Annotated in this window: 12 protein-coding genes; 2 read left to right on the top strand and 10 right to left on the bottom strand. The window is 69.0% G+C overall.

The genetic code is table 11. From position 1 onward, the window contains the following. Positions 1-157 precede the first annotated feature (157 nt). From AB0C27_RS52345 to AB0C27_RS52305, 9 genes are all read right to left on the bottom strand, one after another. Complete coding sequence (locus tag AB0C27_RS52345; protein ID WP_357862152.1) at positions 158-1,417, bottom strand: arginine deiminase; 1,260 nt, start codon at positions 1,415-1,417, stop codon at positions 158-160. A 36-nt stretch (positions 1,418-1,453) separates the two neighbouring features. Continuing rightward, entirely contained in the window at positions 1,454-2,899 is a 1,446-nt protein-coding gene (locus AB0C27_RS52340; RefSeq protein ID WP_357862150.1) for a basic amino acid/polyamine antiporter, read from the bottom strand. Next, on the bottom strand, positions 2,892-4,409 hold the full coding sequence (gene nhaC, locus AB0C27_RS52335; protein ID WP_357862148.1) for a Na+/H+ antiporter NhaC: 1,518 nt from the start codon (positions 4,407-4,409) through the stop codon (positions 2,892-2,894). Before nhaC ends, AB0C27_RS52340 begins: the two co-directional genes overlap by 8 nt. Before the next feature lie 150 nt (positions 4,410-4,559). Next, positions 4,560-5,234: a M15 family metallopeptidase gene (locus AB0C27_RS52330; protein WP_357862146.1), complete on the bottom strand. Its 675-nt coding sequence runs from the start codon at positions 5,232-5,234 to the stop codon at positions 4,560-4,562. An 87-nt stretch (positions 5,235-5,321) separates the two neighbouring features. Continuing rightward, positions 5,322-8,336 (bottom strand): BTAD domain-containing putative transcriptional regulator, encoded by a 3,015-nt coding sequence (locus AB0C27_RS52325; protein WP_357862144.1) that lies wholly within the window; start codon positions 8,334-8,336, stop codon positions 5,322-5,324. A gap of 131 nt (positions 8,337-8,467) precedes the next feature. Next, on the bottom strand, positions 8,468-9,886 hold the full coding sequence (locus tag AB0C27_RS52320; protein ID WP_357862142.1) for a VCBS repeat-containing protein: 1,419 nt from the start codon (positions 9,884-9,886) through the stop codon (positions 8,468-8,470). Between the two features lie 68 nt (positions 9,887-9,954). Continuing rightward, positions 9,955-11,388: an FG-GAP-like repeat-containing protein gene (locus AB0C27_RS52315; RefSeq protein WP_357862140.1), complete on the bottom strand. Its 1,434-nt coding sequence runs from the start codon at positions 11,386-11,388 to the stop codon at positions 9,955-9,957. Between the two features lie 283 nt (positions 11,389-11,671). After that, positions 11,672-15,223 carry a DNA polymerase III subunit alpha gene (gene dnaE / locus AB0C27_RS52310; protein WP_357862138.1) on the bottom strand — a complete coding sequence of 1,184 codons (3,552 nt, stop codon included), beginning with the start codon at positions 15,221-15,223 and terminating at the stop codon, positions 11,672-11,674. A 110-nt stretch (positions 15,224-15,333) separates the two neighbouring features. Continuing rightward, on the bottom strand, positions 15,334-16,065 hold the full coding sequence (locus tag AB0C27_RS52305; RefSeq protein WP_357862136.1) for a sigma factor: 732 nt from the start codon (positions 16,063-16,065) through the stop codon (positions 15,334-15,336). A 297-nt stretch (positions 16,066-16,362) separates the two neighbouring features. On the opposite strand from AB0C27_RS52305, the gene AB0C27_RS52300 reads away from it, so the two are divergent. Continuing rightward, the gene (locus AB0C27_RS52300) at positions 16,363-16,683 is read left to right on the top strand and encodes a cupin domain-containing protein (protein ID WP_326636598.1); all 321 of its coding nucleotides are present in this window, start codon (positions 16,363-16,365) and stop codon (positions 16,681-16,683) included. A 60-nt stretch (positions 16,684-16,743) separates the two neighbouring features. On the opposite strand, the gene AB0C27_RS52295 is transcribed toward AB0C27_RS52300, so the two are convergent. Beyond that, positions 16,744-18,186 carry a PLP-dependent aminotransferase family protein gene (locus AB0C27_RS52295; RefSeq protein WP_357862134.1) on the bottom strand — a complete coding sequence of 481 codons (1,443 nt, stop codon included), beginning with the start codon at positions 18,184-18,186 and terminating at the stop codon, positions 16,744-16,746. A 231-nt stretch (positions 18,187-18,417) separates the two neighbouring features. Here AB0C27_RS52295 and AB0C27_RS52290 point away from each other — a divergent pair, with 231 nt between their 5' ends. Continuing rightward, a complete protein-coding gene (locus AB0C27_RS52290; protein ID WP_357862132.1) occupies positions 18,418-19,644 on the top strand; it encodes an alpha/beta fold hydrolase in 1,227 nt (408 codons plus the stop codon). The last annotated feature ends 14 nt before the right edge of the window (positions 19,645-19,658 follow it).

Genomic DNA, 19,658 nt, shown 5'->3' with positions numbered 1-19,658 from the left:
GGTCGACGTGGTGCACGGCAAAATCACCAAGAAGCGCTCGTTCTACCAGGACACCGCACTCCTTCGCGACATCTCACTCGAACGCGAGGCGGCACTGACGCGGAAGGCCGCGGAAGCCTGATGGAAGCGCGTACGGCGTGATGATCGGCTGCGGCGTTCAGACGGCGTCCCGTTGGATGGGGCAGGTCATGCAGTGGGTGCCGCCGCGGCCCTTGCCGAGTTCGAAGCCCTCGATCTCGATGACCTCCACACCGTGCTCGCGCAGCTTGCGGTTGGTGAACTGGTTCTTGTGGTAGCCGACCACCACGCCCGGGGCCAGGGCGAAGAAGTTGTTGCCCGAGTCCCATTGCTCGCGGGCCTGCTGGTAGTCGTCGCCGCCCGTGGGCACGATGTCCAGGCGTGAGATGCGCAGCGCGTCCTGAAGGGCCTGGCGCAGGCCCGGCTCCCGGTGGACGTCCAGGGTGCCGCTCTTGTCGCCCGGCCGCAGGCTGAAGGCGACCGCGGCCTCCAGGAACGGCGGGTACGCGCTGGCCTTGTCGGCGTCCAGGAAGGTGAAGACGGTGTCCAGGTGCATGTACGAGCGGGCCTTGGGCACCTCGATGGCGATCACCCGCTCGGCGGCCCCCGCGGCGAAGAGCGACAGGGCCAGGTGCTCGATGGTGCGCGGGTTGGTGCGCTCGCTGATCCCGATCGCCACCGTGGCGTTGCCGATGGGCATCATGTCGCCGCCCTCCATGGCGGCGTTGCCGTAGGACTCCTCGTCGAAGCGGTCGTCCTCGCCCGCGTACGGGTACCAGTAGGCGAAGTCCTCGCCGGCGAACATGGGATGGTGGTGGTAGATGGTGGACTGGTTCATCGTCTCCAGCAGCCGGACGTGGAAGTACATCGGGTTGAGCGACACGCCGCCGTACAGCCAGGCCGCGGGGTCGCGCTGGTAGAGCGAGTTGGGCAGCGCGGGCAGGATGAACTCGCGCGGGTGGCAGGAGGCGGCCACCAGCGAGTGGCCGTCCAGCTCCGCCACCCCGAACTCCTCCTTGGTCAGGCCCCCGATGAGGTGCCTGGCCAGCTTGTCCCCCCGCCACCCGGCCAGGGTCTCGCGCACGCTGTCCACGAGGGCCGGGCCGACGGTGAGATGGGTGACGGCGTGCTCGACGGCGTGCTGCTTGGCCTCGAAACCGGCGTCCAGGGCCTGGGCGAGCAGCTCGTGGTGGTAGTAGACCTCGATCCCGCGCTCGCGCATCACCTGCACGAAGGCGTCGTGCTCGGCCTGCGCCTGCTCCACCCACAGGATGTCGTCGAAGAGCAGCTCGTCGTTGTTGGACGGGGTGAGCCGGCGCAGGCTCAGGTCCGGCCGGTGGACGATGACCTTGCGCAGGGTGCCCACCTCGGAGTGCACCCCGTAGGGCTGATCGGTCACGGTCGCTCATCCTTCCTTGCTGTGCTGCGGGCGGGTCTAGATCGTGATGCGGCCGGTGACCAGGCCGGCGATGCCGAGGAGGGCTCCGGCGGTGACGACGGCGAACAGGAGCAGTTCGGGACCGGAGAAGGGACGCAGGCCGCGTTCCCTGCGGGTGAGGACGAACAGGATGGTGCCGGGGGCGTAGACGATGCACGACAGCAGCAGGAACTTCAGCCCGGCCGCGACGATGAGGAAGGCGGTGTAGAAGGTGGCCAGCGCCGCGACCGCCAGATCCTTGCCCCGTCCGCCCGGCTCGGCGTCGTACGTCTCGCCGCTCAGCGTCAGGCGCAGCGCGTACCCGGCCGCCAGCAGATAAGGGATCAGCGACAACGCGCTGGTCAGCTCCAGGGTGAAGGTGAAGGCGTCGTCGGAGAACAGGGTGATGAACAGCACGGCGGTGATCAGGGCGCTGGTCATCACCAGGGCCGCGACCGGGGTGTTCCGGTCGTTCTCGCGGGTGAGGAAGGCCGGCATGTCGTCGTCCTTGGCGGCCACGAACAGCACCTCGGCCGCCATCAGCGTCCAGGCCAGGTACGCGCCCAGCACCGACACGATCAGCCCGACCCCGATGAGCCCCGCGCCCCAGGCGCCGACCACGGACTCCAGCGCACCGCCCATGGAGGGCTGGCGCAGCCCGGCCAGGTCGTCCTTGGGCAGCACGCCGTAGGACAGGATGCTCACCGAGGCGAACAGCGCCAGCACGGCCAGGAAGCCCAGCACGGTGGCCCGGCCGACGTCGGCGCGGCGGCGGGCGTAGCGCGAGTAGACGCTGGCCCCCTCCACGCCCAGGAACACGAAGACGGTCACCAGCATCGTCGCCCGGATCTGGTCGAACAAGGTCCCGGCGGAGTCCCCCGTGCCGCCCCACAGGTTCGCGCCGAAGACGTCCGCGCGCAGCGCGACGGCCACGATCACGACGAACAGCAGGATCGGTATGAGCTTGGCGACCGTGACGATCTGGTTGATCTTGGCCGCCTCCCGTACGCCGCGCAGGATGACGAAGTGGAAGGCCCACACTCCGGCCGTGGAGATCACCACCGCCGCGATCGTCGCGCCTTCGCCGAAGGCCGGCACCACCAGGCCGAGGGTGGACTTGATCAGCACCCAGTAGGTGACGTTGCCGACGCAGGCACTGGCCCAGTAGCCGAAGGCGGAGAAGAACCCGGGGTACTGGCCGAAGCCCTCCTTGGCGTAGGCGTACACGCCGGCGTTGAGGTCGGGCTTGCGCACCGCCAGGCTCTGGAACACGAAGGCCAGCATCAGCATGCCCACCCCGGCGATCACCCAGGCGATGACCGCGCCCAGCACACCGGTCGCCTGGGCGAAGTTGCGCGGCAAAGAGAACACCCCGGCGCCGACCATGGATCCGACCACCATCGCGGTCAGGACGGGCAGCGACACCGCGCGCGTGGCTCCGGTCTTCGTCGCGGTCTCATCCATCGTGCGGCCTCCCGTCCTCGCGCCGGCCTTCCGGAGGTACGTGTTCGATCCTGAAGCCGGTGAACCCGTACACGACGCTGAGCAGTGGACTGGCGATGTTGAAGAAGCAGAACGGCAGGTAGGCCAGCGTCGGCACGCCCAGCACCGCGCCCATGAACGCGCCGCAGGAGTTCCACGGCACCAGCGGTGAGGTGACCGTGCCGCTGTCGGCGGTCAGCCGCGACAGGTTCGTCGGCGCCAGGCCGCGCTTGGCGAACTCGGCCCGGTACACCCGCGCAGGCAGCACCAGCGCGATGTACTGGTCACCGGCGATGATGTTGAGCCCGAACGCGCTGGCGAACACCGCCACGAACAACCGGCCGGTGCCCTTGGCCGCCCGCACCATCGGGTCGATCAGCCGGTTGAGCAGCCCGAACTCCTGCAGCAGAGTGCCGAACGTGACCGCGCCGATGATCAGCCACAGCGTCGGCAGCATGCTGTCCATCCCACCGCGTGACAGCAGCCGGTCCACGTCCGCCAGGCCGGAGCTCTTCACGTACCCGTTGGCCATCGCCCGCCAGATCGCCTTGATCCCGGCCACGACCGGATTCAGCCCGGGCTCGCCGACGAACGCGCGGATCACCGCGGGCTGGGTGAGGATCCCCATGATCCCGGCGAAGACCGCCGCCGCCATCAGCGCCAGCGCCGGCGGCACCTTGCGCGCCGACAGCACGACCAGCAACACCAGCGGCAGCAGGTTCAGCGGCGTGATCCAGTAGATGTCGCCCAGAGCGTTCAGCTCGCTGCCGGTGTCGCCCAGGTCGGTCGCGGCCGGCCCCCACACCCAGCCGATCAGCAGGAACAGCACGAAGCCGATCAGGAACGCCGGGATCGAGGTCCAGGCCTGCCGCTTGATGTGCTCATAGACGTCGACCCGGACCATCTGCGCGGTCAGCACCGTGGTCTCCGACAACGGGGACAGTTTGTCCCCCAGGTACGCGCCCGAGATCACTGCGCCGGCGGTGATCGGCGCCGACACCCCCAGCATGGTCGCGATGCCCACCAGCCCGACGCCGATCGTCGCGGCCGTGGTCCACGAGCTGCCGATCGACATCGCCACGATGCCGCAGAGCAGCGCGGCGGCGGCGTAGTACCAGCCCGGCGACAGCACCTGGATCCCGTAGTACACCAGGGTCGGGATCGTCCCTGACATGTTCCACGTGCCGATCAGGGCGCCCACCGCCAGCAGGATGAAAACCGCGCTGGTGATCGACGACAGCGCGCGCTGCCCGCTGGCCTCGACCTCCTCCCAGCGGTTGCCGTTCTTCAGCACCACCAGCATCGCGACCATCGCGCACAGCACCAGCGCCACCTGGATCGGCCCGTCGAGCGCGTCCAGGCCGAACAGCGCCAGCGACCCGCCGATCAGCACCACCAGCGTGCCCAGAACAATCACCAGATCGGCCGCCGACGGCGGGCGCACCGACCTGCCCGTGTCCTGCCGCGTATCGCCTTCTGTGCTGTCGCTCATCGCCTTGTCGCCGGCGTGCCCGCCGTCCTCGCCTCTCGCCGTCCGCCGGTCTCACCCGGGTGGTGCGTTCACCGATCGTGTCCACGGGGACACCGCGGGACATGCTGGGCGATCTACCCCAACGGCCGTGGCGGCAAGGTTCGCGGCAGGTCAAGTTCGTTCTATGTCGGCCGTCAGGTCCTCGACGATGCCGTAGCGGGCATAGCGGGCCTGCGTGATGAACGCCCAGTAGCGCTCGCCGAAGGACCAGTGCCACCACTCCGTGCGGTAGTTGACGAAGCCGGCGGAAATCAGGGCGTCGCCCATGATGCGGCGGTTACTCCTGGCCTCGGGTGAAATGTCGGGCGCGTCGGTGTAGCAGTTCTCGTCGCTCTCCGGAGGTGTGGCGTTGACCGCCGTGCCCATGTCCAGCTCGACGCCGCCGGAAGTGCGCAGGGTCAGATCGACCGCGCCGCCGGTGGAGTGGGGGGCGACTTCGGGCGGAGAGACGTACCTGCTCGCCTCGATCCGGGCGCGGGCGTCGTCCCAGTCCGGATGCGCGGCCCGCTGGCGGGTGACGGCCGAGGCGAAGTAGCGCCGCTGCAGGGCGGCGGGGCGGAAGCCCTCGATGATCAGGAAGCGCAGCTCGCGCGGCAGTCGCGTCTGCGCGACGACCAGGCGGTCGGCCACGCTCTGCCGGACGTGCGCGTACGCACTCGCCTCGTCGGCGAGGCGCGGATCCACCCGGACGGCCTCCAAGGTACGCAGATCCACCAGTGGTTCCGCACATTCCTTGACGGGGACCTCGGCGATCCGCGAATCGGACAGGAACACGATCTCCCGCATGGAGCCCTCCGTTGCCGGCCATGGACGCTCTGACCTGAGACGTCAACGCCATGGTGCGGCGGTCTGCTCCAAAAACGCTGCAAACGATCAGTAGGGCTTGTCCTTCAGCAGCTCGTCGTACTCACGGCAGCCGTGTAATCGGAACGTCTCCAGCGCCTGCGACCAGATGGCCTCGGCGGTGACGTCGTCGCCGAACGCCCGGTGCACCAGCGCCAGGTCACGCTGGGTACGGGCCTGGAAGGGGCGGATCCGCAGCGTCTCCCACAGCCCCAGTGATTCCTCCAGCCGGCTCTTGGCCTCGTACAGCCGCCCCTCGGCCAGGTCGAGCTCACCGAGCGTGCGCAGGGTGCAGGCCTCGCCCCAGCGATCCTGCAGGGCGCGCATGGTGGCGAGCACGTCTTCCAGCGGTTGCCGCGCTTGGTCGTGCTTGCCGAGCCGGAGCCACGCCTTGGCCAGCGAACGGGTGCAGTAGGCCACCATCAGCCGGTCGCCGAGCGGACGGAAGATCTCCAGCGCCTGCTCGCACAGCTCCGCGGCCTTGTCGTGCTCGCCCCTGGCCCGGTGGTACAGGGAGATGCTGCGCAGGGTCAGCCCGGCGCCGCGGCGGTTGCCCACCTGCTGGTAGAGCTCCAGCGAAGCGGTCAGATCCGTCCAGGCCGCCGGATAGTCCCCGCGTTCCAGGCGTACCGTGCCCGACAGCCGTTTGACGTGCGCCAGGGCCGCCGTGTCGGCGAGGTCGTGCAGGAGCGTCCCTGCCTGAGCGAGGAAGTGCAGGGACTCGGCGAGATATCCCTGCTCGCGGCAGGCCTCGCCGAGCCCGGCGAGGGTGGTCGCCTCCCCCCGGACGTCCTTGGCGGTACGGAACAGCGACAGTGCCTGGCCGAGATACTGGCGGGATTCGGCGAAGGAGTCCCGCGCATAGTAGAGGTGGCCCAAGCCGGCCAGCAGGGCCGCCTCGCCCGGGACGTTGTCCATCCGCCTGGCGACCGAGAGCGCCGCGTCGTTCATCCGGCGCCAGGCCGCGAACGGGTCGTCGAAGATGTACTGGCTGCCTTCGAACGCCGCCGCCGAGACGGCGCAGGCGAGCTGGATGGCCAGTTCGTCCAGCTCCATGGCCGCCGCCAGCTCCACGCTGGCGATCAGGGCCTCTTCCTCGCTGCGGAACCAGGCGTGCGGATCGGCCAGCGCCGACCTGGTGGCCTCGTCGTCCACCGGACGGGCCAGGCCGGGCGCGGCGCGCATGGGGATCGCCCCGGTGGGGGCGGCCTGGCTCAGCCGCTCGATCAGCCACAACCAGCCGCCCAGGACCCTGCCGACCGTGGCCGTCAGCTCCTCCGCCGGCTCCTCCGCGTGCGCGCGTTCGGTGGCGAACAGCCGGATCAGGTCGTGCAGCCGGTAACGGGCCTGGCCGGCCGCGTCCACGTCCGCCTCCTCCAGCAGCGAGGCGTCCACGAGATGCTCCAGCAGCTGCTCGGCCTGGCGCGGGCCGGTCTCCAGCGCCGTCGCGGCGACCCAGAGAGGGAAGCCGGGCAGGCCGAGCAGCCCGAGCCGGCGCAGCGCCGTCTTCTCCGCGTCGGGCAGCATGGCGTAGCTGAGCGCGATGCTGGCCCGCACTTCCTGGTCTCCTGCGGCCAGTTCGTCGAGCCGGTGCTGTTCGTCTTCCAGCCGGTCGGCCAGGCGCCGGGCCGACCATTGACGTCGTGAGGCCAGCCGGGCGCCGGCGATGCGCAGAGCGAGGGGCAGGCCACCGCAGCGCACGACGATGTGCCGGGCCGCGTCGAGGTCGACGGTGATCCGCTCCTGTCCGGCGATCTGGGCCAGCAGCTCGACGCTGGCCTCGGGAGGCAGGACGCCCAGGTCGATGAGGGTGGCGCCGTCCAGTCCCGCCAGGCGGTTGCGGGAGGTGATGATCACGCCGCAGCCGGGACCACTGGGCAGCAGGGGTCGTACCTGCGCCTCGGAGCCGGCGTCGTCCAGCACGATCAGCTTGCGCCGGCCGGCCAGCAGGGTCCGGTAGTGGTTGACGCGTTCTTCCAGGGTGGAGGGGAGCTGCGTGCCGGGTGGCTGGAGTTCGCGCAGGAGGCGGCCCAGGATCTCCGCCGGGTTGGCCGGGGTGTGCGTCGTACCGCGTAGTTGCACGTGGAGCTGGCCGTCGGGGTAGAAGCGCGCCAGCTCGTGTCCGGCATGCAGCGCCAGGGCGGACTTGCCGATGCCGCCCTGCCCGCAGATCACGCAGACCGGCGTGGTGTTCGGCCTGGTGAGCCGGTCGCGTAAGGCGGCCAGCTCCTCCTCGCGCGCGGTGAAGTCGGGGGGCGCGGAGGGCAGTTGCCGGGGCGCGACGGTTCTGGCCGCGCCCAGCAGCGCGGGGTCGGAGTGCAGGATCGCCTCGTACGTACGCCGCAGGTCCGGCCCCGGCTCGATGCCCAGCTCCTCGATCAGCGCCCGCCGGCCCTGCTGGTAGATCGTGAGCGCGTCCGCCTGCCGGCCGGCCCGATAGAGCGCCACCATGAGGTCCCGGCGCAGCCGCTCCCTGATGGGATGGACCGCGACCAGCCGGGTGAGCTCGTCGATCAGCCCCTCGACCCCGCCGGCCGCCAGGTCGGCCGCGATCCGCTCTTCGAGCACCGCGAGCCGCAACTCCTCCAGCCTGATGGCGTCCGGGCGCAGGCCGGTGTCACCGGTCCCGCCCAGGGCCGGGCCCCGCCACAGGGCCAGCGCCGTACGGAAGAGGCCGGCCGCCTCCTGGTGGCCTCCCGTGCGCGCCGCCTGCCGTCCCTGCTCCACGAGCCGCTCGAAGACGTCCTTGTCCAGGGCGTCGGGTGGGATCTGCGCCAGATAGCCCACGCGATGCGAGGCGATGATCTCGGGGAGGCCCGCGCCGTCGAAGGCCCGGCGCAGCGAGGCGACATAGGTCTGCAGCACGCCACGGGCGGTCGGCGGCGGGTTCTCCTGCCAGATCGCCTCCATCAGCCGCTCGACGCCGACCGCGCGGCCGGCGTCGAGGAGCAGGGTGGCGAGCAGGGCGCGCGGCTTGGGGCCCCCGAGAGCGACCTGCCGCCCGTTGTGCCACACCTCGACCGGGCCCAGGAGCCGGAACTCCATCGGTTTCCCCCCACAGGGTTCGGCGGACCTTGAACCAAACCCTATGGGCACGGTGGTGAGGCTTTCCAGAGGCGGCGCCGGACAGCGCGAAGGACCCGGCCTGTGCCGGGTCCTCGCGCCTTTCTTTACGGTCAGGCCATGATCTGCGCGAAGCCGCCCCAGCCGTGGCCGACTTCCCGAGGCTCGCTACCCGTGTACGGCTGGCCGTTGTCCCGGACGAAGTTGTTGCTGTACAGCATCAACTTCCCGGCCGAATTCAGCGCCAGCAGATCCGTGAACCCGTCGCCGGTGACATCGGCGGGAACGACCTTCGAGAAACCGCCCCAGCCGTGACCGACCTCACGAGGCTCGCTGCCCGTATACGGCTGACCGTTATCCCGGACGAAGTTGTTGCTGTAGAGCATCAGCTTCCCGGCGGAATCCAGCGCCAGCAGGTCCGTGAAACCGTCCCCGGTCACATCCGCAGGAATGATCCTGGCGAAACCGCCCCAGCCGTGGCCGACCTCGCGAGGCTCGCTGCCGGTGAACGGCTGACCGTTGTCGCGGACGAAGTTGTTGCTGTAGAGCATCAGCTTCCCGGCGGAATCCAGCGCCAGCAGGTCCGTGAAACCGTCCCCGGTGACGTCAGCGGGAATGACGTTCGAGAAACCGCCCCAGCCGTGGCCCACTTCCCGAGGCTCACTCCCCGTGTACGGCTGACCGTTGTCCCGGACGAAGTTGTTGCTGTAGAGCATCAACTTGCCGGCGGAATTCACCACGAGCACATCCGTGAACCCGTCCCCAGTGACATCCGCAGGAATGGTCCGCGCGAAACCACCCCACCCGTGGCCCACTTCCCGAGGCTCACTCCCCGTGTACGGCTGACCGTTGTCGCGAACGAAGTTGTTGCTGTAGAGCATCAGTTTCCCGGCCGGGTCCACGGTGAGCAGGTCGGCGTACGGGTCACCCGTCACACTGTTGCCGGGCAACTCCGCGGGCTCCGACATCGACCACACCGCGTTCGCGATGGCCACACCGTCCGGCGTCTCTTCCGTGTACCTGTTGGGATAGGCGGAGACCTGCACCTGCTGGCAGACCTTGCCGATGGGATCGTTGCGCCAGTCGAACCGGAGCATCTTGCTGAGGAACTTGTTCGTCGCGTAGACCGGGTTCAGGATCTGGTCGACCGTTCCCCAGCCCTGCGAAGGACGCTGCTGGAAAAGCCCGACACTGTCGTCGGCGCCGTAGGTCAGGTTGCGGATGGTGGATTCGACGATGGTGGTGGTGATGGCGATCTGCGCGGCCCGGACCGGCAGGCCCCGGCTTTTCACGGTGGCGATGATGACGCGGGCGCAGGACACCCGGTAAGCCGTCATCGAGCCGCGCAGGTCACCGGGTAATTCTCTGTTCAACCGCGTCGCCATGCTGGCGTCGGCCGAAGTGGTTCCGTTCCTGTCGCAGGGCACGGTGTCCGCGGCGTGCGCGGGAGCCGAAGCCATCAAGGTGACGGGCACCGAGAGGCACAGGGAGACAAGCAGGCCGGTCAGGGATCGGATGAGGGCAGGTCGCATGGGTTGCTCCACGAGTGATGAGGAGGGCCCCGTGCCGGCCGCCTGGGCCGGCACGGGCGGGGAAGCGGTCAGGCCAGGATCTGGGCGAAGCCGCCCCAGCCGTGGCCGACCTCGCGAGGCTCGCTGCCGGTGAACGGCTGACCGTTGTCGCGGACGAAGTTGTTGCTGTAGAGCATCAGCTTCCCGGCGGAATTCACCGCGAGCAGGTCCGTGAAACCGTCCCCGGTGACGTCAGCGGGAATGACCTTCGAGAAACCGCCCCAGCCGTGGCCGACCTCGCGAGGCTCGCTGCCGGTGAACGGCTGGCCGTCGTCGCGGACGAAGTTGTTGCTGTACAGCATCAGCTTCCCGGCCGAATCCAGCGCCAGCAGATCCGTGAAACCGTCCCCGGTCACATCGGCGGGCATGATCTTCGAGAAACCGCCCCAGCCGTGGCCGACCTCGCGAGGCTCGCTGCCGGTGAACGGCTGGCCATTGTCGCGGACGATGTTGTTGCTGTAGAGCATCAGCTTGCCGGCAGTGTCCACGGTGAGCAGATCCGTAAATCCGTCGCCGGTGACGTCAGCGGGAATGACGTTCGAGAAACCGCCCCATCCGTGGCCCACTTCGCGAGGCTCACTGCCCGTGTACGGCTGGCCGTTGTCGCGAACGATGTTGTTGCTGTACAGCATCAGCTTCCCGGCCGAATTCACCGCCAGCAGATCCGTGTACCCGTCGCCGGTGATGTCGGCGGGAATGGTCCTGGCGAAACCGCCCCACCCGTGACCGACCTCGCGTGGCTCACTACCGGTATACGGCTGACCGTTGTCGCGGACGAAGTTGTTGCTGTAGAGCATCAGCTTGCCGGCGGCGTCCACGGTGAGCAGGTCGGCGTACGGGTCGCCCGTCACGCTGTTGCCGTCCCTCGGCTCCTCGGAGGTCCCTCCGACGGGAGCGCTGTAGCCCACGATGTCGATGTTGGAGCGGCTGTAGGAGTTGGCCTTGATCCGGTCGCCGCTGTTGCCCTCGATCGTGTAGACGGTGCTCCCGTTCGCCGAGCTCACGATGCCGACGTGGTCGATGTCGCCGCTCTGGTCCCAGTCGAAGACGATGGAGTCACCGGGCTGGGGCGTGTAGCCGCTGCCGCGGGTGTGCCACGTTCCGTACTTGACGCCGTAGTCCTTGAACGACGACGCCCATCCCGTGAGGATGCCGCCGCCGGTCTCGGGCACGTTGGCGTGCGGAACGCGGGCCCGCTGCCAGACGTATTTGACGAAGTCGGCGCACCAGTCGCTGTCGCGCCACTGGACGCCGTCACTCGACGGGCAGCCGCCGGCGGGCTTCCACGTACGGAAATAGCCGGTGTAGTAGTTGCAGCCGCTGCCCATCGGCGATTCGTGATTACGCGACGAGTTGCCGAGCTGATCCTGGGCCGCGGCGACGATGGCCGGGCGGGAGACCGCCGACGCCTGCGTCGCGGAGAGCGCGACCACGCCCAGGGCGACGACGGGAACCGCCAGCATCGAACGGAGGGTACGGGATAAGAACGCGGTGTGCTGTTTCATGCTGCGAAGCCTGCGCCGGGCTTCTGCAAACCCGGTTCAAACGCGCTTGAACGTCTTTTCCCGCACCCGGCCCGTGGAGACCGCCGCCCTGTCACGCACCGTTTCCACCGGCCATTCGCCCGTGGCAGCACCGGCGCCACTTGCGTCGCCGGCGCTGCCACGGAGGGCGCCTCAATGCTTCATTGGACGCCGGTTACAGCGATTTTCCAGCGGCGTGGGCGACCTTCTCCCATCCGCCGGTTCACAGGGAAAGCGCCTCCGGCCCGAGCAGCGCCTTGATGTCGGCGGCGAAACTCGGCTCGGCGTTGACCGGCCACTCCGGCAGCGCCATCACCATGACCTTGCCAGCCGGCCGGCGCAGGTTGACCTGCAGCGGCACCTGGCCCTGGTGCATCTTCAAGACCTGCCGCAGCTCGTCCAGCAGGGTCGGTGTGATGCGTTCCTCGCGCAGCAGCAGGGTGATCGGAGCGCCGGACTCGCTGACGCCGGACACGTCGATGATGGTCATCTCGTTCGCGAAGATGCTGATGGCGCCGTCGCGGTTGTTGATCTGGCCGCCGACCGACACCACGATGTCCGGCCGCAGCTCAGGCCCGTACAGCTCGTAGGCGCGGGGGAAGAACAGGCATTCCACGGCGGCGTCCATGTCCTCCACCGTGAGGATGGCCCATGTGTTGCCCGCCTTGTTCACCCGCCGGTCCACCTTCGTGACCAGTCCGGCCACGCGGACGTCGCCGCGGTCGTCGCGCCCGGAGTCGAGCAGGTCGACGATCGTGGTGTCCCGGTTGCGGGCGAGCAGCCGTTCGGTGCCGGCCAGCGGGTGGTCCGACACGTACAGGCCGAGCATCTCCCGCTCGAAGTCGAGCTTGGTCTTCTTGTCCCACTCCATGTCGGGGATGGCGATCGTGAACGCCGCGTCGTCGCCGGCGTCGTCCATCCCGCCGAACAGCGAGTCCTGGCCGTGGGCCTCGTTCTTCTTGATGTCGATGACGGACTCGACGGCCTGCTCGTGGATCATGAGCACGCCCTTGCGCGGGTGGGACATGGAGTCGTACGCGCCCGCCTTGATCAGCGACTCGATGACGCGCTTGTTGCAGGCGGTGAGCGGCACCTTGGCGAGGAAGTCGTTGAAGTCGGTGAAGCGGCCCTTCTCCGTGCGGGCCTTCACGATGCCGTCCACGACGTTCTCACCGACGTTGCGGACCGCGCCCATCCCGAACCGCACCTGCGTGTCGCCGACCGCGACGAAGTCGAGCTGGGAGTCGTTGACGTCCGGCGGGAGCACCTGGATGCCCATCTTGCGGCATTCGGCCAGGTAGACGGCCGCCTTGTCCTTGTCGTCACCCACGGAGGTGAGCAGGGCGGCCATGTACTCGGCCGGGTAGTTGGCCTTCAGGTAGGCGGTCCAGTAGGCGACGAGTCCGTAGCCGGCGGTGTGGGACTTGTTGAACGCGTACCCGGAGAAGGGCAGCATGACGTCCCACAGCGCCTGGATGGCCTCGTCGCTGTAGCCGTTGCCGCGCATGCCGGCCTGGAAGTTCGCGAACTCCTTGGCCAGGATCTCGGGCTTCTTCTTGCCCATGGCGCGGCGCAGCAGGTCGGCGCCGCCGAGCGAGTAGCCGGCCAGCTCACGGGCGACCGCCATGATCTGCTCCTGGTAGACGAGCAGGTGGAAGGTCGGCCCGAGGATCGGCTCCAGCGCCTCCTTCAGCTCCGGATGGATCGGCTCGATGTCCTGGCGGCCGTTCTTGCGGTGGGCGTAGTTGGTGTGCGCGTTGGCCGCCATCGGGCCGGGCCGGTAGAGGGCGAGCACGGCGGCGATGTCCTCGAACCGGGTCGGCTCCATCAGCTTCAGGAGCGAGCGCATGGGGCCGCCGTCGAGCTGGAACACGCCGAGCGTGTCGCCGCGGGCCAGCAGCTGGTACGTCTTGGCGTCGTCGAGCTCCATCGTCAGGGTGTCGAGCTCGACGCCCCGGTTCTGCTTGATGATCTTGATGGCGTGGTCGATGATGCCCAGGTTGCGCAGGCCCAGGAAGTCCATCTTGACCAGGCCCATGTCCTCACACGACGGGTAGTCGAACCCGGTGATGACGACGCCGTCCTTGTCCCGTTTATGCATGGGGATCAGGTCGAGCAGCGGGGTGGAGGACAGGATGACGGCGGCGGCGTGCACGCCGGTGCCGCGGATCAGCCCCTCGATGCCGCGGCCGGTGTCGATGACCTTGCGCACGTCGGGGTCGTTCTCGTACAGGGCGCGCAGTTCGGTGCCCTCGTTGTAGCGCGGGTGGTCCTCGTTGAACATGTCGGCGAGCGGGACGCCCTTGCCCATGACGTCCGGCGGCATCGCCTTGGTGATCTTGTCGCCCATCGCGAACGGGTAGCCGAGGATCCGGCTGGCGTCCTTGACGGCGGCCTTGGCCTTGATGGTGCCGAACGTGTTCACCTGCGCGGTGAACGCGCTGCCGTACTTCTCGGTGACGTAGGCCACCATGCGGTCGCGCTGGCGGTCGTCGAAGTCGAGGTCGACGTCGGGCGGGTTGATCCGCTCGGGGTTGAGGAAGCGCTCGAACAGCAGGCCGTGCTCCAGCGGGTCCAGCTCGGTGATGCGGGTGGCGTACGCCACGATGCTGCCGGTCGCCGACCCTCGTCCAGGGCCGACCGGGATGCCGTTGTCGCGGGCGTACTTGCAGATGTCGGCGACCACGAGGAAGTAGGAGGAGAACCCCATCGGGCCGATGACCTTCATCTCGGTCTCGTAGCGCTCCATCACCTCGGCGGGCACCGGCTCGCCGTACCGCATGACGAGGCCCTGCTCGCACTCCTTGCGCAGCCAGGACTCCTGTGTCTCCCCCTCGGGCACGTCCGGGTAGTCCGGCATCCGGTCCACCTGCTTGAACACGTCGCCGTAGTCGCCGATCATCTCGGCCACGAGCAGCGTGTTGTCGCACGCCTGCGGCAGCTCGGGAAACAGGCGGTACATGTCGTCGGCGGACTTGAGGTAGTAGCCGGACCCGTTGAACCGGAACCGGTTGGGGTCGTCCTTGTTCTTACCCACGCCGACGCACAGGAGGCTGTCGTGCGCGTCGGCCTGGTCCTCGGTCACGTAGTGGGAGTCGTTGGTGGCGAGCAGCGGGATGTCGAGCTGCTTGGCCAGCCGGAGCAGATCCTCGCGTACGTCACGCTCGATGTCGATGCCGTGGTCCATCAGCTCCAGGAAGTAGTTCTCCTTGCCGAAGATCTCCTGGTATTCGCCGGCCACCTTGACGGCCTCGTCGTACTGGCCGAGCCGGATCCTGGTCTGCACCGCGCCGGACGGGCAACCGGTCGTGGCGATGATCCCGGACGCGTGCTGCGAGACCAGGTCCTGGTCCATGCGGGGCTTGGAGTAGTAGCCCTCGAACGAGGCCAGCGACGACAGCCGGAACAGGTTGCGCAGCCCGTCGGCGTCCTTGGCCCACATCGTCATATGGGTGAACCGGCCGCCACCGGAGACGTCCTTGCCACCCTCGCCGTCCGCCACGCCGGTCTCCGCGCGCTGCCCCCAGAACACCGGCTTCTTCACGAACCGGCTGTGCGGCGCCACGTACGCCTCGATCCCGATGATCGGCTTGACCGGGGAACCCGCCGCGACCTTCTGGAACTCGTACGCACCGAACATGTTGCCGTGGTCGCTCATCGCGATCGCCGGCATCTCCAGCCGCTCGGCCTCCTTGAACAGCGGCTTCAGCTTGGCCGCACCGTCCAGCATGCTGTACTCGGTGTGCACGTGCAGATGCACGAACGACTTGCTCACCCGGTCCCCTTAACGCTCGCCCCGGCAGACTTACCGCACGAGCCTATTCCGTCTTGTGGGGCTGATGGGGCATCGCGGGCCCAGTCGGTCGAGAGGGACGCGGGCCCGCGTCATCGTGTCCGCGTTGTGTCCTGCGGGGGGTCCTCGTGTTCCTGCCACGCGCGGAGTTTTTCGGGATTCATCACGATCCACACGTCCTGGATGCTGTCGTCGCAGGTATGCAGCATGACGACCGCGGCCGTGGTGCCGGCCACGCGGACGACGAGCCCCGCCCCGCCGTTGATCGACGCCTCCACCAAGGTCACGTCGTCCTGCCCGCCGAACAGGCAGACGACGAAACGCGCGACCTGCTCGGCTCCGGTGACCGGCCGGACAGGTGCGCGTACCCGGCCGCCGCCGTCCGTGATCAGGGTGACGTCGGGAGCGAGCAGTACGGTCAACTCGCCGACGCCGTCCGTTCCCTCGCAAGCCCTCTTGAACGCCTGGACGATGCGGTCATACCGGTAGACGGGCACCCAGGGCGTCATCGGCCCGCCACGGGGCGCGCGTTCGCCAGGGTGACGGGATTCGGCCAGGAGGGGCGGACTCACCCTCGCCCCGTTCAGTCGTTCGAAGCACAGGCGGCTCGCGACGCTGGTGAGCCATGCGGTGGGCCAGCCGGCCTCGTCCTGCAGGTCCTCTGGCATCGCGTACCAGCGGGCATAAGTCTCCTGTACCACGTCCTCGGCTTCCCGCGCCGAGCCGAGCAACCGCTCAGCGACCGCGGTCAGCAGCCGCCGCTCGCTCACGATCGTGCTGATGCCCACGCAGGGCCGGCGCCAGGGCCGTCCGGGCTCAGACATGACGGACGGAACGACGGCGGACAGCCCGGGGGTGCGTGACGTTCATACCTCTACGACGACGTAGGGGCGTTCCTGTGTGAGGCGGACACCGCGGGAATCAGCCGGTGCGGTGTCCACAGGAGAAGGGCGGACCGTCCGCTCGGCTGAGGCAAGTGGTACAGCCAGGAAGCCGACAAGTGGACTAGTTCACTGGTCCGTTCTCCGCCTAGCGTCGATGGCATGGATCTGAAAAGCAATTCCGAACTCACTCTGCTTCTTGACGGGACGCCGCTCCAGCTTCCCGATCCTGCCCATGCGATGACTGTGCTCATCGAGCTGCCGCCCGGCGACTCCGGTTCCCCGCCACACCGGCACTCGGGCCCGGTTTACGGGTACATGATCGAAGGGGAGATGATTTTCGAGCTTGAGGGTGAGCCGGAACGGGTGATCCGCACGGGCGAGGCGTTCTGGGAGCCCGGCGGCGACGTCATCCACTACCAGGCGGCCAACAACCTGTCCGACCGGTGGAGCCGGTTCGTCGTGGTCATGTTCTGCGTGCCCGGTGAGCCGATGCTCAGCTACGTCGGCGACGAGGAGCTCGCGGCCCGCCGTGACCGCCGCGTCCCCCGTCCGTCCTGAGGCCGGCCGGCGGCCGTCCCGGGAGTGGGTGCCCGCTCGCGGCGTTCGCCGGTGGCACCCCTACCCGCTTGTTCCTGACAGGCCGCTGACCAGCGAGACCAGCAGGTCGAGTGCCTGACGCCAAGCGTGCTGCGGCGGTGTGGCGTAGCCGATGAGCAGGGCGGCGGGCCGCTCCTGGTCTGTCGGATACCAGTAGTCCGCCGTGTGCAAGCCCTGCAGGAGCAGGCCCGAGCGCTCCGCCGTGGCGACCAGTTCACGTTCGGCGGCTTCCGAGGCGAGCGGCAGTAGCGTGTGCAACCCGGCGGCGACGCCCGTGAGCGGTGCGTCGGTGACCACCGCAAGCCGTTCGGCCAGCTCCTGGCGGCGCCGCCGGTAAGCCAGCCGGGCCCGCCGTACGTGCCGGTCGTAGCTCCCGCGGGAGAGCAGGTCAGCGAGCACGAGCTGATCGATCACCGGTGGCGCCGAGCCGGTCTCTCGCACGGTCCGTAGCAGCGGGCCGCGCAGGGAGGCGGGCACCACCAGCCAGCCGAGCCGCACCCCCGGGGCCAGGGTCTTGCTGGTGCTGCCCGCGTAGATCACCCGGTCGGGTGCCAGCGGCTGCATCGCGCCAACCGGTTGCCGGCCGTAGCGGAACTCGCCGTCGTAGTCGTCCTCGATCACGTAGGCGTCGTTCCGCCGGGCCCAGTCGATGAACGCCGAGCGCCTCCCGGGCGCCAGCACGACGCCCCACGGGTGCTGGTGCGCGGGAGTGAGCAGCGCGAACCCCGCGTCATCCGGCAAGTGCGCCGGATCGGACCCGCCGGCGTCCACCGCCAGCGGCATCGGATCGATCCCCGCCGCGGCCAGCAGTTCGCGGTGCACCGCGAATCCCGGGTCCTCGGTGGCCGCGCTCCGGGCGCCGAGAGCACGGAAGGTGCGCGCGAGCAGCGCGAGCGCTTGGGTGAACCCGGCGGTGATCACCGTCGATCCGGCGCTCGCAGACACTCCACGGGTCCGCGAGACGTACTCGGCGACTGCCGAGCGCAGCACGGGCATGCCTGCCGGATCGGGGTAACCCAGCTGCTCGGACTCCATCGCCGACATCACCCGACGGACGCCGGCGACCCAGTCCGCGCGCGGAAAGGCGCTGACGTCGGGCCGGCCGGGACGCAGGTCGCCGAGGGCCGTGACGCCCGGCTCCGGAGGAGCGTGGTCGGCGGCCTGGCTGGTACCGGACTCCGGCAGCACGTCGGCCACCCGGGTGCCGGATCCGCGCACGCCTGTCAGCCACCCTCCAGCGATGAGCTGCGTGTATGCCTGGACGACCGTGCCTCTGGACAAGCCGAGGTCGGCGGCGAGGGTACGGGTGCCGGGCAGCCGGGTGCCCGCGGTCAGCCGCCCCCGTCGCACGGCCTCGCGCAGGGCGCTCTCCAGCGACCGTCCGGCCCCGCGGTCGCGGGTCAGGTCGAGATGCAGGTCGAGACCTGACCCGCAGTCAGCCTCATCGTCCGGCGAGTTTCGCACCTGCCGACCCCCTCTGGTCTCGCGTCGCATGCCCCCATCCGCGAGCGCCGGCGAGAACACCCAGCTTCCCACCACGGGGACGGACTGCCGCTACAGGCCTCTTCGCGTGTGGCCTCGCTCACAGTTCGAGGTGAATCATCACACCGGTCCCGTCCCTGTCGTCGAGACAGTCGTAGCCATCAGTACTCCTGGCCTGCCGCAACGGCCGGGAGCGATCGGGGAGTGTCATCGATGCAAGCAACGAAGTTTCGCAGTCTCGCCTTCGGGGCGGCCGTGACCGCGGCACTTGCCGCGGGAACGCCGCTCGCCGCCCAGAGCAGCGGCGAACAGACCGTGACCGCGCAGCGGCCTGCGGCGCAGGCACACGCGGCAACCGGACCCCAGGGCGCAGGGGAGCTGATCTCGGCCAAGGCCCTCGCCGCCTTGGACCCGGCGCTGGCGTCGGTGGCCGGACGGGCGGATCGGCTCACCTATCGCTCCCGGTCGCTGAACGGTGATGACATCGTGGTCAGTGGGGTGCTCCTCAAGCCGAAAGGCAAGGCGCCCAAGGGAGGCTGGCCCGTGGTGTCGTGGGGGCACGGGTCCTCCGGCACCAGCGACCAGTGCGCTCCGTCCACCACGGCGAACAAGGACGGCAAGGTCGACCTGTACGGCTACAGCGGTTTCATCGTCGAACTGCTCAAGGCCGGCTATGCGGTGGCCGCGACCGACTACGAGGGCCTGGGCACCCCTGGTGAGCATCCCTACATCGTGGCTGACAGCGAAGGCCGTGGCATGATCGATGCCGTTCGCGCCGCGATCCAGGCCGAGCCCTCGCTGTCGAAGTCGTGGTTCGCCGTCGGGCATTCCCAGGGCGGGCAGGCCGCCATCGCCGCCGGGGAACTCTCCAAGACCTGGGGCCGGGGCCTCGATTTCCGGGGCACGGTCGGGATGGCACCGGTGACCGACGTCGGTCAGGCCTACAACTACGGTTCGCCCGGCCCGGTGGACCGCGGCTTCTATCTGCTGGCGCTGCAGGGTTTGAAAACGCTGCACCCCGGCTTGCGGTACGACGACTACCTCGGCGACCAGGCCATGCGCATGCTGTCTGTAGCCGAGAAGGAGTGCACCGCGAAAATCTGGGAGTACTTCTCCACCGACCTCGGCGACAAGCTGAACGACTTCCAGTTCACGCCTCAGACCCCGCAGGCCGCGCTGAAGCTGCAGCCCTTGCTGGACGCGCAGAGCGTGCCTCGCGGAAAGACCCCCGGCCCGATGCTGCTGCTCCAAGGTGATCAGGACCCGTCCATCAAGATCGCGGTGACCAAGCAGGCGGCTCGCGACGCCCGCGCGGCCGGCACCGCGGTCAAGCTCCGCGTCTACCCGGGCAAGGACCACTACTCCGTGCTGACCCCGCACGACGAAGGCGGCGCGGCCACTGACGTCATCAACTGGCTCAACAGCCACAAGAGCCGATGACGGCCAGAGAGGAC

This window comes from Nonomuraea sp. NPDC048882 (assembly GCF_040649755.1).
Lineage (GTDB): Bacteria > Actinomycetota > Actinomycetes > Streptosporangiales > Streptosporangiaceae > Nonomuraea > Nonomuraea maheshkhaliensis.
Note: the sequence above shows the minus strand (reverse complement) of the source record. Positions and strands in the feature narration are given on the sequence as shown.